Source organism: Telluria sp. BA11 (assembly GCF_056680305.1).
Genome location: NZ_CM155275.1, coordinates 1,665,249 through 1,679,679, shown reverse-complemented (window position 1 = coordinate 1,679,679; position 14,431 = coordinate 1,665,249). Strand labels below are relative to the sequence as shown.

At 63.3% G+C, this 14,431-nt stretch carries 14 protein-coding genes and 1 tRNA gene; 6 read left to right on the top strand and 9 right to left on the bottom strand.

What is annotated here, in order from left to right; genetic code table 11:
• Nucleotide 1: 1 nt before the first annotated feature.
• The 5 genes from rsfS to AC1MGT_RS07285 all read right to left on the bottom strand — a co-directional run bounded on the left by rsfS (nucleotide 2) and on the right by AC1MGT_RS07285 (nucleotide 4,389).
• On the bottom strand, nucleotides 2-730 hold the full coding sequence (gene rsfS, locus AC1MGT_RS07305) for a ribosome silencing factor (RefSeq protein WP_183556439.1): 729 nt from the start codon (nucleotides 728-730) through the stop codon (nucleotides 2-4).
• On the bottom strand, nucleotides 730-1,395 hold the full coding sequence (locus AC1MGT_RS07300; protein WP_499503627.1) for a nicotinate-nucleotide adenylyltransferase: 666 nt from the start codon (nucleotides 1,393-1,395) through the stop codon (nucleotides 730-732). The genes rsfS and AC1MGT_RS07300 overlap by 1 nt, the downstream gene beginning before the upstream one ends.
• Nucleotides 1,392-2,303, bottom strand: a complete 912-nt coding sequence (hemF, locus tag AC1MGT_RS07295; protein WP_499503626.1) for an oxygen-dependent coproporphyrinogen oxidase — start codon at nucleotides 2,301-2,303, stop codon at nucleotides 1,392-1,394. Before hemF ends, AC1MGT_RS07300 begins: the two co-directional genes overlap by 4 nt.
• An 81-nt stretch (nucleotides 2,304-2,384) precedes the next feature.
• Nucleotides 2,385-3,650, bottom strand: a complete 1,266-nt coding sequence (purD, locus tag AC1MGT_RS07290) for a phosphoribosylamine--glycine ligase (RefSeq protein WP_183556442.1) — start codon at nucleotides 3,648-3,650, stop codon at nucleotides 2,385-2,387.
• A 13-nt stretch (nucleotides 3,651-3,663) separates the two neighbouring features.
• The gene (locus tag AC1MGT_RS07285; RefSeq protein WP_183556443.1) at nucleotides 3,664-4,389 is read right to left on the bottom strand and encodes a YebC/PmpR family DNA-binding transcriptional regulator; all 726 of its coding nucleotides are present in this window, start codon (nucleotides 4,387-4,389) and stop codon (nucleotides 3,664-3,666) included.
• Nucleotides 4,390-4,576: 187 nt separating this feature from the next.
• Here AC1MGT_RS07285 and AC1MGT_RS07280 point away from each other — a divergent pair, with 187 nt between their 5' ends.
• Nucleotides 4,577-5,554 carry a quinone oxidoreductase family protein gene (locus tag AC1MGT_RS07280; protein WP_499503625.1) on the top strand — a complete coding sequence of 326 codons (978 nt, stop codon included), beginning with the start codon at nucleotides 4,577-4,579 and terminating at the stop codon, nucleotides 5,552-5,554.
• Nucleotides 5,551-5,703, top strand: coding sequence for a hypothetical protein (locus tag AC1MGT_RS07275; protein ID WP_499503624.1), 153 nt, complete (start codon nucleotides 5,551-5,553; stop codon nucleotides 5,701-5,703). The genes AC1MGT_RS07280 and AC1MGT_RS07275 overlap by 4 nt, the downstream gene beginning before the upstream one ends.
• 70 nt (nucleotides 5,704-5,773) lie before the next feature.
• Here the strand turns inward: AC1MGT_RS07275 and AC1MGT_RS07270 are convergent, their stop codons facing one another.
• Complete coding sequence (locus AC1MGT_RS07270) at nucleotides 5,774-6,427, bottom strand: DUF4136 domain-containing protein (RefSeq protein ID WP_499503623.1); 654 nt, start codon at nucleotides 6,425-6,427, stop codon at nucleotides 5,774-5,776.
• 188 nt (nucleotides 6,428-6,615) lie between these two features.
• Here AC1MGT_RS07270 and pepN point away from each other — a divergent pair, with 188 nt between their 5' ends.
• From pepN to AC1MGT_RS07255, 3 genes are all read left to right on the top strand, one after another.
• Nucleotides 6,616-9,273 (top strand): aminopeptidase N, encoded by a 2,658-nt coding sequence (gene pepN / locus AC1MGT_RS07265; RefSeq protein ID WP_499503622.1) that lies wholly within the window; start codon nucleotides 6,616-6,618, stop codon nucleotides 9,271-9,273.
• Between the two features lie 27 nt (nucleotides 9,274-9,300).
• Nucleotides 9,301-10,302: a class 1 fructose-bisphosphatase gene (locus AC1MGT_RS07260; protein ID WP_499503621.1), complete on the top strand. Its 1,002-nt coding sequence runs from the start codon at nucleotides 9,301-9,303 to the stop codon at nucleotides 10,300-10,302.
• A gap of 149 nt (nucleotides 10,303-10,451) precedes the next feature.
• Nucleotides 10,452-10,527: transfer RNA gene (locus AC1MGT_RS07255), tRNA-Thr, on the top strand.
• Between the two features lie 91 nt (nucleotides 10,528-10,618).
• On the opposite strand, the gene AC1MGT_RS07250 is transcribed toward AC1MGT_RS07255, so the two are convergent.
• The 3 genes from AC1MGT_RS07250 to AC1MGT_RS07240 are packed head-to-tail and all read right to left on the bottom strand — an operon-like array spanning nucleotide 10,619 to nucleotide 12,003.
• Entirely contained in the window at nucleotides 10,619-10,996 is a 378-nt protein-coding gene (locus tag AC1MGT_RS07250; protein ID WP_499503620.1) for a hypothetical protein, read from the bottom strand.
• Complete coding sequence (locus AC1MGT_RS07245; protein ID WP_499503619.1) at nucleotides 10,993-11,502, bottom strand: hypothetical protein; 510 nt, start codon at nucleotides 11,500-11,502, stop codon at nucleotides 10,993-10,995. Before AC1MGT_RS07245 ends, AC1MGT_RS07250 begins: the two co-directional genes overlap by 4 nt.
• 36 nt (nucleotides 11,503-11,538) lie before the next feature.
• A complete protein-coding gene (locus tag AC1MGT_RS07240; protein WP_499503618.1) occupies nucleotides 11,539-12,003 on the bottom strand; it encodes an Hcp family type VI secretion system effector in 465 nt (154 codons plus the stop codon).
• Between the two features lie 354 nt (nucleotides 12,004-12,357).
• On the opposite strand from AC1MGT_RS07240, the gene AC1MGT_RS07235 reads away from it, so the two are divergent.
• A complete protein-coding gene (locus tag AC1MGT_RS07235; RefSeq protein ID WP_499503617.1) occupies nucleotides 12,358-14,382 on the top strand; it encodes a DUF4214 domain-containing protein in 2,025 nt (674 codons plus the stop codon).
• The last annotated feature ends 49 nt before the right edge of the window (nucleotides 14,383-14,431 follow it).

The window sequence follows — 14,431 nt, the reverse complement described above, 5'->3', positions numbered from 1 at the left end:
CTTACTCGGCATCCTTCTTGATACGACGGATCACTTTTTTGGCCGGCGCTTCGACCGCTGGCGCTTCTTTCGGCGCGGCAGCTTTTACGGCGCGCTTTGGCGGCTTGGCCTTGGTTGCTTCGACAGCGGCGGTCTCGGTCTTGCTCGGGTTGACCTTCACGGTCTTGCCGGTTGGGACAGCCTTGGCGGCGACCTTCTTGGCAGCCGGCTTCTTGGCAGCAGCAGGGCCTTCGGCAGCGATGGTCTTGGCGACGGTGGCAGCGCGCTTGGCGGCAGGTTTGCGTTCGTTGACCGGCTTGGCCTCGACCTTGTCCTGGTTGGCGGCAAGGTGCTTCGACTTCGGCTTGGCTTCGTCGGCTTCCGCGCCTTCGGCGGTCGACTTGCGCTTGGCGGCGCCCAGCTTGACCGGCTTTTCGCCCCAGATTTCTTCGAGACGATAGTACTGGCGAATGGCTGGCTGCATGATGTGGACGATGATGTCGCCCAGGTCGACCAGCACCCATTCACCGGTGTCCTCGCCTTCCATGCCGATGACGTCGCCGCCGGCAGCCTTGACCTTGTCGCGCACCGATGCGGCCAGCGACTTGGTCTGGCGATTCGAAGTGCCCGAGACGACGGCGATGCGGTCGAACAGGCTGGTCAGGTGCGTCGTGTCGAACATGACGATGTCCTGGCCCTTGACATCTTCCAGGGCGTCAACGACGAGGGTTTGAAGTTTCTTGAGATCCATTAGTTTTTGTACAGGTTATGTTGTTGAATATAGTCTAGCACTTGCGCCATTGCGAGCGCGTTTGCGTCCGCTTCGAGGCCCGCGTGCAAGGCCGCACGAATGCGGCTTGACGAAATGTCGACGTCCAGCGTCGGTGCGAGGCAAACTTTTCCGTGGCTGCTTGCGCGCACGGTGTCGGGCGTCGCAAGGCGCGTCGACAATTCTTGTGCCACCGGTGGTGGCAAGGTTTCTTGCGCCAGGTCGTAACCCGGGCGCGTGGCCACACCCAGGTTGGCCAGCGCGAACAGCTCGCGCCATTCATTCCAGGTATCCAGATTGCGCAGCTGGTCGGCGCCCATCAGGAATACGATCGATGCCTGCGGGCCGAGTTCCCGGCGCAGCGCGCGCAGGGTCTCGACCGTGTAGGTTGGCGTCGTGCGTTCAATTTCCTGCAGGTCGAACACGACGTTCAGCTTGTCGTTGTTCAGTGGCCTGAACGCCAGTTCGAGCATCGCGATGCGATGCGCGTCACCGGCTTCCATGCCGTTCTTTTGCCAGGGGCGGCCGGCCGGCAGGATGCGCAATTCGTCCGCCTGCAGCAAGCCGCAAAACAATTGGCCCAGCGCGACGTGGCCAAGGTGCACCGGATCGAAGCTGCCGCCCAGCACGGCGATGCAGGCCGTCACGGCGCGAGCCAGTCCCGGTGCGGCAAAAAGTCGGTCGCCAGGCGCGCTTCCGGGCTGCCCGGCTCGGGGTGCCAGTCGTAGCGCCATTTCACGATCGGCGGCATCGACATCAGGATCGCCTCGGTGCGCCCGCCCGACTGCAGGCCGAACAGCGTGCCGCGGTCCCACACCAGGTTGAACTCGACATAGCGGCCGCGCCGGTAAGCCTGGAAATCGCGCTCGCGCTCGCCGTACGGGCGGTCCTTGTGGCGCGCCAGGATCGGCAGGTAGGCGGTGGTGAAGCTGTTGCCGACGCTTTGCATCAGCGCGCACGACTGCTCGAAACCCAGTTCGTTCAGGTCATCGAAAAAGATGCCGCCCACGCCGCGCGCTTCCTTGCGGTGCTTCAGGTAAAAATACTCGTCGCACCAGGTCTTGAAGCGCGGGTGCAGCGTTGGGCCGAATGGCGCCAGGGCGTCGTGGCAGGTCTGGTGGAAGTGGCGCGCGTCGGCCTCGTCGCCGTAATACGGCGTGAGGTCCATGCCGCCGCCGAACCACCAGACCGGCTCTTCGCCGGCTGCGGTGGCTTCGAAAAACCGCACGTTCATATGCACCGTCGGCGCATACGGATTACGCGGATGCAGCACCAGCGACACGCCCATCGCTTCCCAGGCGCGGCCCGCCAGTTCGGGGCGCACCGCGCTGGCCGACGGGGGCAGGGCGGCGCCCATCACATGCGAGAAGTTTACGCCACCGCGCTCGAACACATTACCTTCTTCGATCAGGCGCGAAATGCCGCCGCCGCCTTCGGGCCGTTCCCACGCGTCGCGCAGGAACGGCTTGCCATCGACCTGTTCGAGGTCCTGGACGATACGCGCCTGGAGGTCGAGCAACCAGGCCTTGATGGCTGCGCTATGGAGGGAAGGCATGTAACGATCGCGGTCGGGAAATGAAAAGAGCGCAGATTGTACACCTGCGCACGTGGTGGTCACTCGTTGTGAGGATGGTGCTTACTTAATGCCGCGCCAGCCGATGTCGCGCCGGTACTGCGCGCCATTGAAGTGGATCTTCTCGACCGTTTCGTAGGCGCGCTTCTGCGCCATCTTGACGCTGTCGCCCAGACCCACGACGCATAGCACCCGGCCGCCACTGGCTTGCAGCGTGCCGCCCACGACGCGCGTGCCGGCGTGGAAGGTGACGCATTCCGGCGCTTCCGGCGGGATGCCGTCGATGACGTCGCCCTTGCGCGGACTGTCGGGGTAGCCGGCAGCGGCCATCACGACGCCCACGGCAGTGCGGCGGTCCCATTCGAGTTCGACCGTGTCGAGCGTGCCGTTGCAGGCGTGTTCGAGCACGGTGGCGAAGTCGCTTTTCAGGCGCGCCATGATCGGCTGGGTTTCCGGGTCGCCCATGCGGCAGTTGAATTCGAGCGTGCGCGGATTGCCGTCGGCATCGATCATCAGGCCGGCGTACAGGAAGCCCGTGAACGGGATGCCGTCGCGCGCCATGCCCTGGATGGTCGGGTTGATGATTTCGCGCATCACGCGTGCATGCATCGATGGCGTGACAATTGGCGCCGGCGAGTACGCGCCCATGCCGCCCGTGTTCGGGCCCTGGTCGTGGTCTTTCAGGCGCTTGTGGTCCTGGCTCGTGGCCAGTGCCAGCACGTTCTTGCCATCGCACATGACGATGAAGCTGGCTTCTTCGCCGGCCAGGAATTCTTCGATGACGATGCGCGCGCCGGCGTCGCCAAAGGCGTTATCGGCCAGCATGTGGTCAACGGCGCCGTGTGCTTCTTCGAGCGTCATGGCCACGACGACGCCCTTGCCGGCCGCCAGGCCGTCGGCCTTGATGACGATCGGGGCGCCGTTGGCGTCGATGTAGGCGTGGGCGGCGGCGGCGTCCGAGAACGTCTCGTACTTCGCGGTCGGGATGCCGTGGCGCTGCATGAACGACTTGGCGAAATCCTTCGAGCTCTCGAGCTGGGCTGCTTCGCGGGTGGGGCCGAAGATCTTCAGGCCGCGCGAGCGGAACAGGTTGACGATGCCGGCGGCCAGCGGTACTTCCGGGCCCACCAGCGTCAGCGCGATGTGCTCGGCCACGACGAAGTCGGCCAGCGCCTGCGGCTCGTGCAGGTCGACCGTCACCAGGCGCGTGTCGAGCTCGGTGCCGCCGTTGCCGGGAGCGACGAAGACCGTTTGCACGCGTTCCGATTGGGCCAGTTTCCACGCCAGAGCGTGTTCGCGGCCGCCCGAGCCGACTACGAGAATTTTCATATTGCCTACCAGGTTATTCGTCGATCACGGCGTTGGTGAACACTTCCTGGACGTCGTCCAGGTTTTCCAGTGCATCGAGCAGCTTTTGCATCTTGATCGCATCGTCGCCCGTGAACACCGTTTCGGTGGCGGGTTTCATGATGACTTCGGCCACTTCGGCCTTGAAGCCGGCCGCTTCGAGCGCTTCTTTCACCGACGCAAAGGCGTGCGGATCGCACAGCACTTCGAAGCCGCCTTCATCGTCGGCCGCGACATCGTCGGCGCCGGCTTCGAGCGCCGCTTCCATCAGCTTGTCTTCGTCGACGCCCGGTGCGAACAGGAACTGGCCCGTGTGCTGGAACATGAACGCAACCGAGCCTTCGGTGCCCATATTGCCGCCGTTCTTGCTGAACGCGTGGCGCACTTCGGCCACGGTCCGCACGCGGTTGTCGGTCAGGCACTCGACGATGATTGCCGCGCCGCCGATGCCGTAGCCTTCGTAGCGCACTTCTTCGTAGTTGACGCCTTCGAGTTCGCCCGAACCGCGCTGGATCGCGCGCGTGACGTTATCTTTCGGCATGTTCGCATCGGCCGCCTTCTCGACTGCCAGGCGCAGGCGCGGATTGGACGGGATGTCGCTGCCGCCCATGCGCGCGGCAACGGTGATTTCCTTGATCAGGCGCGTCCAGATCTTGCCGCGCTTGGCGTCAGTTGCGGCCTTTTTGTGCTTGATATTGGCCCATTTGCTGTGTCCAGCCATGTCGAGAATTCCTTAGACGGTATGCAAGAGTGGCCGACATTCTAGCATAGCGCCCCCTTGCAAAAAGGTCCAAGGGCCATCAAGCCGGGGGCGCGAATCGGCATGGAAACAACAGTCTTGCGCGCCGGTGCTTTCGCCGGCGACGGGCACGAATACGGTATTCTTGGTGCACACAAAGGAGAACTGCATGCACGCCAAAGCAATCCGCATCGCCGCCAATGGCGGCCCCGAGGTCATGGAATATGTCGATGTCGACGTGGGCGCGCCCGGGCCGGGCGAGATCCTGCTGCGCCAGCATGCGATCGGCCTGAACTTCATCGACGTGTATTTTCGCACCGGCCTGTATCCGCAGCCGCTGCCCGGCGGCCTGGGCAAGGAAGGTGCGGGCGTGGTCGAGGCAGTGGGCGAGGGCGTGACCAACGTGCAGCCGGGCGACCGCGTCGCGTACGCAGGCGGGCCCAACGGCGCCTACGCCGACCTGCGCGTGATGCCGGCCGCGGTCGTCGTCAAGCTGCCCGACGCGATCTCGTTCGAGACGGCAGCGGCCATGATGCTGCAGGGCCTGACGGTGCAATACCTGTTTTGCTCGACCTACCCGCTGCAGGCTGGCCAGACGATCCTGTTCCACGCCGCAGCCGGTGGCGTGGGCCTGATCGCCTGCCAGTGGGCGCGCGCCCTTGGCGTGCAGCTGATCGGCACCGTCGGCTCCAAGGAAAAGGGCGAACTGGCGCTGGCGCATGGCGCCGCGCACGTCATCAACTACAACGACGAAGACATCGTGGCGCGCGTGAAAGAAATCACGGGCGGGGCCTGCGTGCCGGTGGTCTACGACTCGGTGGGCAAGGACACGTTTGCCGCGTCGCTCGACTGCTTGCAGCGGCGTGGCCTGATGGTGAGCTTCGGCAATGCGTCCGGCGCCGTGGAACCGTTCACCCCGAGCGAGCTGGCCAAACGCGGTTCGCTGTACATCACGCGCCCGACCCTGTTCGACTACATGACCAATCAGCAGGAAGCCGAGACGATGTCGGCCGAGCTGTTCGAGATGGTCACGAGCGGCAAGGTGATCATCAACGTCAACCAGACGTTCCCGCTGGCGCAGGCGGCCGAGGCGCACCGCGCGCTGGAATCGCGCCGCACCACGGGCTCGACGGTGCTGCTGCCATGAGGGATACCCGCGACGAGGCGCCGTTCACGCCGCCATCGCGGCCGACGGGCGATGGCACGCCAAAGTTCGGGCGGCTGCTGGCCGTGCTGGTGCTGGCCTTGCTGCTGGTCGTGGCGATCACGTTCGGGTCGGAGGCGTATTTCAGCTAACGATCAATAGACGGACGTAAAAAAAGCCAGACAGCGTTGTCTGGCTCTCGGGTCCGTCTTCAAGACATGGTCAAGCGCCTGGTTCTTTTGTGACCACCACGCGGCGCGCCACGCCCGACTGGCCGGGGAAGCCCTCGAACGCGCTTTGCACCAGCGCCGGCATGACTTCAGGCGTCGACATATTGCGGCTCGTGTTGTGCACGGTTACTTCGAACAGGCGCTTGCCGTCGCGCGACGACTTGATCGCCACTTGCAGCTCGCGCCGGTACTGGTGCTCGATCGACGTCTGGTACGACGGATACGGACCCCAGAACGGATCGTAGAACGGGCTGTACCAGCCGCCCCAGTAGCGGCGGTTGAAGCCGCCGCGGTAGCCGCCGTAGCCGAAGCGTGCGCTCGGATAGAAATACGGCGTCATCAGCGGTTCGATCACGCGCACGGGCACGTCGGTGGTGGTAAAGCGCATCGCCACGGTCAGCGCCGGCGTGGCGCCGTTGGCATCGCGGAAGCCCTGGCGCGCCAGCTGGCCACGCACCAGGTCCTGGTAGCTGCGCCACTCGAGGGTATCGTCCTGCGGCGACGGCACTTCAAACACATAGGTCTTGTCGGCAATCTGCGCCGGCCATTGGTGGAACGTGGTGACATCGCTGCGGATGCTCGTCGCGCAGCCGCCCAGCAGCAGCGCGAACGCGGTACCCAGAGCGATGGTGATGAAGCGTTTCATGCAAATCTCCCGTTTGTCTTGTCGGTCTTTCCCCGATCTTCAAGATTACCCCTTGTTCAGATTCAGGGGAGCCACTTTTACACCCGGTTACCGTGCCTACAAAGCGATACATGGCAATTCGTCGGCGGCGATCCAAAAGCTTGTTGGTAAAATAAGCCCCTCATCCACTGTGTCAGCCCGAGCCCATCATGCGCACCGATACGCCCCAGACCATCTTCCGCAAGGACTATACCCCGCCCAGCTATCTGGTGGATACCGTCGAACTGGGCTTCGACCTGGACCCGGCGCGCACCGTCGTGGCCAGCCGCCTGACGCTGCGGCGCAACCCGGCCGCCACTACGCGCGGCATCGAACTGCATGGCGAAGACATCGAGCTGGTGGCGCTGCGCCTGAATGGCAAGCTGCTGGGCAAGCGCGACTACACGCTGGCCAACAACATGCTGACGATCCGTTCGGCGCCCGACGACGTGGTGCTCGAGATCGAAACGCTGTGCGCGCCCGACAAGAACACGACGCTGAGCGGCCTGTACGTGTCCAACGGCAACTTCTTCACGCAATGCGAAGCCGAAGGCTTCCGCCGCATCACGTTTTTCCCGGACCGTCCGGACGTGATGGCCAAGTTCACCGTGATGCTGCGCGCCGACAAGGCCCGTTATCCGGTGCTGCTGTCCAACGGCAACCTGATCGAAGAAGGCGACCTGGACGATGGTCGCCACTATGCATTGTGGGAAGACCCGTTCAAGAAGCCGTCGTACCTGTTCGCCCTGGTTGCCGCGCAACTGGTCTGCCAGGAAGAAACCTTCCGTCTGGCCGATGGCCGCGACGCGCTGCTGCAGGTGTGGGTCGAGGATGGCAACCTGGACAAGACCGACTACGCGATGCAGTCGCTCAAGCACAGCATACGCTGGGACGAAGAAAAATACGGGCTCGAACTCGACCTGGACCGCTTCATGATCGTCGCCACCAGCGACTTCAACATGGGCGCGATGGAAAACAAGGGCCTGAACATCTTCAACACCAAGTTCGTGCTGGCCAACCCGCGCGTGGCCACCGACATCGACTTCCAGGGCATCGAGGCGGTGGTGGCGCACGAATACTTCCACAACTGGACCGGCAACCGCGTGACGTGCCGCGACTGGTTCCAGCTGTCGCTCAAAGAAGGCCTGACGGTATTCCGCGACCAGGAATTCACGGCCGACATGATCGGCACCGCCACCGGGCGCGCCGTCACCCGCATCGACCAGGTGCGCACGCTGCGCCAGGCGCAGTTCCCGGAAGACGCCGGCCCGATGGCGCACCCGGTGCGGCCCGACTCGTTTGTCGAGATCAACAATTTCTACACCGTGACGGTGTACGAAAAGGGCGCCGAAGTCGTGCGCATGTACCAGACGCTGTTTGGCGTCGACGGTTTCCGCAAGGGCATGGACCTGTATTTCGCGCGCCATGACGAACAAGCCGTCGAGTGCGACGACTTCCGCCGCGCGATGGCCGATGCCAACCACCGCGAACTGGGGCAATTCGAGCGCTGGTACAGCCAGGCCGGCACGCCGGTGCTGCGCTTCGAAGGCCGCTGGGACGAAGCCGCGCAGACTTACACGCTCACGCTGTTCCAGTCGTGCCCGGCCACGCCCGGCCAGCCCGAAAAACTGCCGTTCCACATCCCGGTGGCCGTTGGCCTGCTCGACGCCGCCGGCGCCGACATGCGGCTCGTCGTCGATGGCCAGCAACGTGGCACGACAGCGGTGCTCGAACTGACCGAAGCCGAGCAGACCTTCGTCTTCACCGGCGTGACCGGGCAGCCGGTGCCCTCGGTGCTGCGCGATTTTTCGGCGCCGGTCATCCTGCAGGGCGGCTACACCGATGCCGACCTGCTGCACCTGTTCAGCCACGACAGCGACCCGGTCAATCGCTGGGAGGCAGGTCAGCGCCTGGCCATGGAACGCCTGTTGAAACTGACCGGTGAAGCAGGTAGCAAGGACGATGCAGCCGCCAGCCTGAACCTGGACGAGACCTTCATCGAAGCGCTGCGCAAGATCCTGGTCGACGAGACGCTCGATCCGGCCTTCCGCGAGCAGTGCCTGACGCTGCCATCCGAATCGATGGTGGCCGAGCAGCTCGAGTGCGTCGATCCGCTGGCCGTGCACATCGCGCGCCAGTTCGTGCGCGCCGACCTCGGCGCGCGCCTGCGCAGCGAGCTCATGGCCCAGTACGAGGCCAACGCCACGCCCGGCCCTTACAGCCCGGACGCCGCCTCGGCCGGCAAGCGCGCGCTGAAGAACCTGGCGCTGGCATATCTGAACGCGGCGCCGGATGCCGCCAGCGTCGCGCTGGCGCAGCGCCAGTTCGATGAAGCGGACAACATGACCGACCGCGCCGCGGCGCTTTCTGCCCTGGTCGCCGCGCGCGTGCCGCAGGCGGCCGACGCGCTGGCCGTGTTCTATGACGAATTCCAGAACGAGGCACTGGTCGTGGACAAGTGGTTCGCGATGCAGGCGTCAAGCCCGACCACCGACCTGGCGGCAGTGCGCGCGCTGATGACGCACCCGGCCTTCACGCTGCGCAACCCGAACCGCGCGCGCAGCCTGGTGGCGATGTTCTGCGTGAATAATCCGGTACAGTTCCACGCGCCGGACGGCAGCGGCTACGCCTTCTGGGCCGAGCAAGTGATCGCACTCGACGCCCTCAACCCGCAAGTGGCCAGCCGCCTGGCACGCGCGATGGACCGCTGGCGCCGTTATGCGCCGTCGCTGCAATGGCAGATGCGCGAAGCCTTGCAGAAGGTGGCGGGGCAGGTCAAGCTGTCGAACGACGTGCGCGAAATCGTCGGCAAGGCGCTGGCCAACTAAACACATTCAACACAACCTGAGGAACCCATGAAACGCGTAAGTCTGACGCAGTACCTGGTGGAAGAGCAACGCCAGCACCAGAGCATCAATGCGGAGTTGCGCCTGCTGATCGAAGTCGTGGCCCGCGCCTGCAAGCGCATCAGCTATTCGGTGAGCAAGGGCGCGCTGGGCGAAGTGCTCGGCAGTGCCGACACTGAAAACATCCAGGGCGAAGTGCAGAAAAAGCTCGACGTGATCTCCAACGAGATCCTGCTCGAAGCCAACGAGTGGGGCGGCCACCTGGCCGCGATGGCGTCCGAAGAAATGGAAACCATCCGCCAGATCCCGAGCCGCTATCCAAAAGGCGAATTCCTGCTGCTGTTCGATCCGCTGGACGGCTCGTCGAACATCGACGTCAACGTGTCGATCGGCACGATCTTCTCGGTGCTCAAGGCGCCGGAAGGCATGCAGGACCCGACCGAGCAAGACTTTTTGCAAGCCGGCAGCACGCAAGTGGCCGCCGGTTACGCCGTGTACGGCCCGCAGACGATGCTGGTGCTCACCACCGGCAACGGCGTGCATTGCTTCACGCTCGACCGCGAGCAGGGTTCGTGGGTGCTGACCCAGAGCGATATGCAGATTCCGGCAGCCACCAAGGAATTCGCGATCAATATGTCGAACCAGCGCCATTGGCACCCGCCGGTCCAGCGTTACGTCGACGAGCTGCTGGCAGGCTCTACCGGCCCGCGCGGCAAGGACTTCAATATGCGCTGGGTCGCCTCGATGGTGGCTGACGTGCACCGCATCCTGACCCGCGGCGGCGTCTTCATGTACCCGGCCGACCTGCGCGACACCAGCATGCCAGGCAAGCTGCGCCTGATGTACGAAGCCAATCCGATGGCGATGATCGTCGAGCAGGCCGGCGGCGCAGCGACCGACGGCCAGGGCCGCATTCTCGATATTCAACCGACCAAGCTGCATCAGCGCGTGCCGGTGTTCCTGGGTTCGAAGGACGAAGTGGACGTGGTTACGGGCTATCACGCTGCGTGAAGACTTGCTGATAAATTAGGCAAACCGGAAATCTTGCGAAAGTGACGCGATACACACTAGCAAGGTTGCCGGTTTGTTTGCTAGAATACGGCTCTTTCGTGAACGACTGCTTGTTTGTCGGGCATGATGGAAGGCGAAGCACAGGTTTCGCCGCTGTAGCTCAGTCGGTAGAGCAGCGCATTCGTAATGCGAAGGTCACCAGTTCGATTCCGGTCAGCGGCACCAAAATTAGTTAGTCAGATCAAAGGGTTACAGGCTTCGGCCGGTAGCCCTTTTTTCTTTTCCCTGCACTTCGTCTGATCGTGCAACCACTCGGTCAGCAGGTTAGCCCTCGCATGCTTTTCCCTGTCCGGAGATCGAGGCCGACGTAGCACGAGTACCCTTCGCTCTTCGTCCAGATGCAGCTAAGATCGCCTTTGCCACGTTCCCGCTGATCAGGGCCGGCGCCACACGCGTCCTTGATGTCGGGGCCTAGATGGTCGAACAAATCCTTGGCAAGCGGCCCTGTCACCATCAACGATAGTTTTCTGTCCTTCTCCGTCGGTAGGGTCGAGTCGCCGAGGCTGCCGCCGTACATGTAAAAATCTCCGGTGAGCGGTTTGGCCAGGTACCGGCTTTGGCTCTTGCTCTCGCCAGCAGAGGCGAATGAAGCTAGCGCAATGGCTCCGGCAAGACACGCCAGGCGAATGTTCATGGCCGCTCCCAAAGTCCAATATGAAGATAATCATCATGGTCACGCCATGTCTTTACCAGCGGACCGCACACCTCGCGCACCTTGGCGTCGTTGAAGTAGATGAGCTTGACAAGGGGGTGCCGCAAAAACAGGCTGACCAGTCTGATCGTAGCTGCTTGATCGTAGATTGCGTCCCGGTACGAGCACCGCGCAGCCTGGCCGACCAGCTTGTCTTTGCGGACCGGGCGGATATCCATGTCGATGCCCCTCATGTGCGTGGCATGGTCGAATCTGAGTCCACCCGCCACACTGATGTTCCCGATGCCAAATTTTCGGTCATCGATTGCCTGCCACTCGCGTTCAACCTGAAATATCACGGTCAGCATAGTGGGGTGGGCATATTGGGCCAGATGACCAGTGCCGGGCACGCCTTTGATATTGCCGTACACGTAGTAGCCCGCTTCTTCCGGCGCTTGCAGGAGCATGAAGTGGCCAAGTTGATCCCTTGGTTGAATGGGTATCGGCATGGTCCGGCCTCATGCACACTTTTTGGTGGCGAGATCTCAGCCCCCTGACGTACTGCCGCTGGCTCCGCCGCCGATCTTCTGCTGGACGTAGGTCCACTTGATCTTGGAGAAGCATAGCCCGATCTCATCCTGGAGCAGGCCACCATCATGCATCACTTGGTCCATATGGGACAGCAGCACGTTCTCCAGTTCGACCTGGTAGTACTTCACGGGCTTGCCGTCGCTATCGGCACGCATGAACTCCAGCTTGGCCTTTGGGATGGTCTTGCCCATCGAGCAGTGCTGCATGAGGACCGGCGAGGCGAGGTCGGCCAGTTTGGTGAGCGACAGGGTGCGATGCTCGCAGTGCCCGGCCGTGTGGCCCCCTGCGGTCGACACGCTGGTGACTCTGGGTTGCGTCACGCCCCAGTGAGTTGAGGCGACTTCAATCCAGCCTTGGTGCGCTGAATCAGCCGATTCCCCTTTGATGCCGTCAATTTGTAGATATGCGTCGAGTGCCATGTGCTGTCTCCGATGGGTCAAGTGCATCGGTCATTCTTTACCAACGACCGCGATAGGGGTTATGAGCGCGCAATGGATCGTGTGACTTGCCTATTGGTTTGTGCGACTGCAACTGATGAGGTGGATCTCGGCAGCAGCTGCGCATCACTTTGCGGGACAGGGTCACACGTCTCTGTAAGAAACTTACTGAGCGTCTGGACAGTCACAGGCTTCGGCCGGTAACCCTTTTTTCTTGCGTCCATAGTTCAGGTGGTGCAGTTGTATTCCCGGCGCATGAAAAGCGCCGGGTGTTCAATTTATGAATCGTGTGTCGGCCGCCATGGCTATACTCCTGGTAAATCACCTTGAGGAACGATGATGGCAACCACACCCGGATCGAGCACCGCAAGCCCGCCCTACGACGGCCCCTTTCTTCCGCGTTTCAGTTATCCCGGCGGCCCCGTCGTCCAGGTCATGGAGAACGCGCGCGACGTGGCCATCGATACCGTGTTTGCCGTTCCTTTGCCCACACCGAACGTCTATACGATCACCGGCGGCCGCGATGCCGCCCTGTTTTCGATCGATCCGTCCAATGGTCATCTGGTCTTCATCGACGCGCCCGACTACGAAACGCCGCGCGACCTCGGGGATGGCGTCGGCAACAATACCTATGAAGTCGAAGTCACGCGCCAGGAGTGGGCCGGCACGGCTGCGCAGATGCTGACGGTGTGGGTGAGCGATGTCGACGAGCGCCCTGGCACCGCGCCGCAGACGACGCTCGACGAGCGGCGCGAAGTCGTGGTGCGCTATGTCACCGAAGCCGATGGGACGGTGCGCCAGCTACTCTCGATCCCGACCAGAGCGCTGCCTGACGCGCCATCGAACCCCAACCCGCCCGATGGGTTTGCCATCGTCAGGGACAGCAGCGGGGCCGTGTTGTTGCACGCTGATGATATCGACGGCGTTGGCCTGACGGCGTCCGGCAGCACGACGCCACACGCCGCCGCCGCATCGCTGGACGAGGTGCTGCGCGAGATTGGTCAGCACAGCGCAGCCGGTTCTGCCTCACAGGCCGGGCTGAGGGCCGGTGCCACCGAGTTCCTGGCCAGCCTCGCCCCTGCGACGCCGCTGCTGTTGCAAACCATTGTCCCGACGATCGCACTTGGCACGGGTCAGAGTTACGTCAGCATGGCCTTGACAGGTACGCCGCAGGACGGCGCCAATCCGGTCACTGCGCTGGTCATCGATGCACGCGGTGTCGGATCGCACACGTTCGAACTCGACCACATCGGCTTTGCCGCGCTGTCCGGTGCCATGACCGTGGGCTACCAGTATGGCGGCGGCGCGGGCAATCAGTTCCTGGTGGCCGACGACGCTGTACAGCGCCTGAATGCCGGCGAAGGCAACGACATCGTGCACGCTGGCGGCGGAAACGATCTGCTCGATGGTGGCGCCGGCGACGATCGCCTGTACGGCGATGCAGGCGACGACGAGCTGACTGGGGGCGCCGGAAACGACCGGATCGATGGCGGCGCAGGCCTTGATACGGCGCGCTTGAGTGCCACGCGGGCCGACTACACGATCCGCGTGGAGCAGGGTCAGATGGTGGTCAGTGCGCGCACCGGGGACGATGGCACTGACCATCTGATCAATGTGGACCTGCTGAACTTCGGTGGTGCGGGCGCGGACCTGTCGGTACGTGGCACGATCACCCGCATGATCGATGCACTGGAAGACCGCGTTGCCACGCGTGTTGAGCTCGATGGCTGGGAAGCGGCGCATGCGTCGGGGACGGCACTGGTGGGCATCGCGGCCAGCCTGCTGGAGGACTACCACGGTGACGACGCACTCACATACGACGATTTCGGCAGATCCCTGTACCTGAATGGCGCTGAGCGCGTGGGCAATCAAAAGGAACTGTATTACCTCCTTGTCGGCCTGCGTGCAGGCGACACGCGTGCCGAGGTTCTGCTGGAGTTTGCCGACTCGTTCGAGATGCTGTCGTATGCGCGATATGCAGGCGCCACGACCCACATCGCCGATACCGAGATTGGCAGCCTGGTACGCATGTACGACGCCCTGTTCGACCGCGCACCGGATGCCGGTGGCCTGAATTACTGGATCGGTGCGTTCGAGAGCGGCAATACGATTGCGACGATCGCCGACGCCTTCGTGACCATGGCTGAAGGCGGCATCAATGCCATGACCGATGCCGAATTCATCGCGCAGCTGTATCAGTCGGGCCTCGAGCGCACCGCCAGCGCAGGCGAAATCGCCGGCTGGATCAAGCTGATGGACGAGGGCGCCCTGAATCGTGGCGACCTGCTGCTGGGGATTGCCGATTCGGCCGAGATGACGGCGCTGGTGGGGATGATGAGCACGACGATCGACCTGGCCTGACCGTTATTGGTTCAACGCTACATCGGGGTAGCGGTACTGCCAGATTGTC

Bases quoted from the DNA above. Each gene is read 5' to 3' on its own strand.
- rsfS (WP_183556439.1), bottom strand. From the start codon at position 730: ATGGATCTCAAGAAACTTCAAACCCTCGTCGTTGACGCCCTGGAAGAT.
- hemF (WP_499503626.1), bottom strand. From the start codon at position 2,303: ATGCCTTCCCTCCATAGCGCAGCCATCAAGGCCTGGTTGCTCGACCTC.
- purD (WP_183556442.1), bottom strand. From the start codon at position 3,650: ATGAAAATTCTCGTAGTCGGCTCGGGCGGCCGCGAACACGCTCTGGCG.
- AC1MGT_RS07285 (WP_183556443.1), bottom strand. From the start codon at position 4,389: ATGGCTGGACACAGCAAATGGGCCAATATCAAGCACAAAAAGGCCGCA.
- AC1MGT_RS07280 (WP_499503625.1), top strand. From the start codon at position 4,577: ATGCACGCCAAAGCAATCCGCATCGCCGCCAATGGCGGCCCCGAGGTC.
- AC1MGT_RS07275 (WP_499503624.1), top strand. From the start codon at position 5,551: ATGAGGGATACCCGCGACGAGGCGCCGTTCACGCCGCCATCGCGGCCG.
- AC1MGT_RS07270 (WP_499503623.1), bottom strand. From the start codon at position 6,427: ATGAAACGCTTCATCACCATCGCTCTGGGTACCGCGTTCGCGCTGCTG.
- pepN (WP_499503622.1), top strand. From the start codon at position 6,616: ATGCGCACCGATACGCCCCAGACCATCTTCCGCAAGGACTATACCCCG.
- AC1MGT_RS07260 (WP_499503621.1), top strand. From the start codon at position 9,301: ATGAAACGCGTAAGTCTGACGCAGTACCTGGTGGAAGAGCAACGCCAG.
- AC1MGT_RS07250 (WP_499503620.1), bottom strand. From the start codon at position 10,996: ATGAACATTCGCCTGGCGTGTCTTGCCGGAGCCATTGCGCTAGCTTCA.
- AC1MGT_RS07245 (WP_499503619.1), bottom strand. From the start codon at position 11,502: ATGCCGATACCCATTCAACCAAGGGATCAACTTGGCCACTTCATGCTC.
- AC1MGT_RS07240 (WP_499503618.1), bottom strand. From the start codon at position 12,003: ATGGCACTCGACGCATATCTACAAATTGACGGCATCAAAGGGGAATCG.
- AC1MGT_RS07235 (WP_499503617.1), top strand. From the start codon at position 12,358: ATGATGGCAACCACACCCGGATCGAGCACCGCAAGCCCGCCCTACGAC.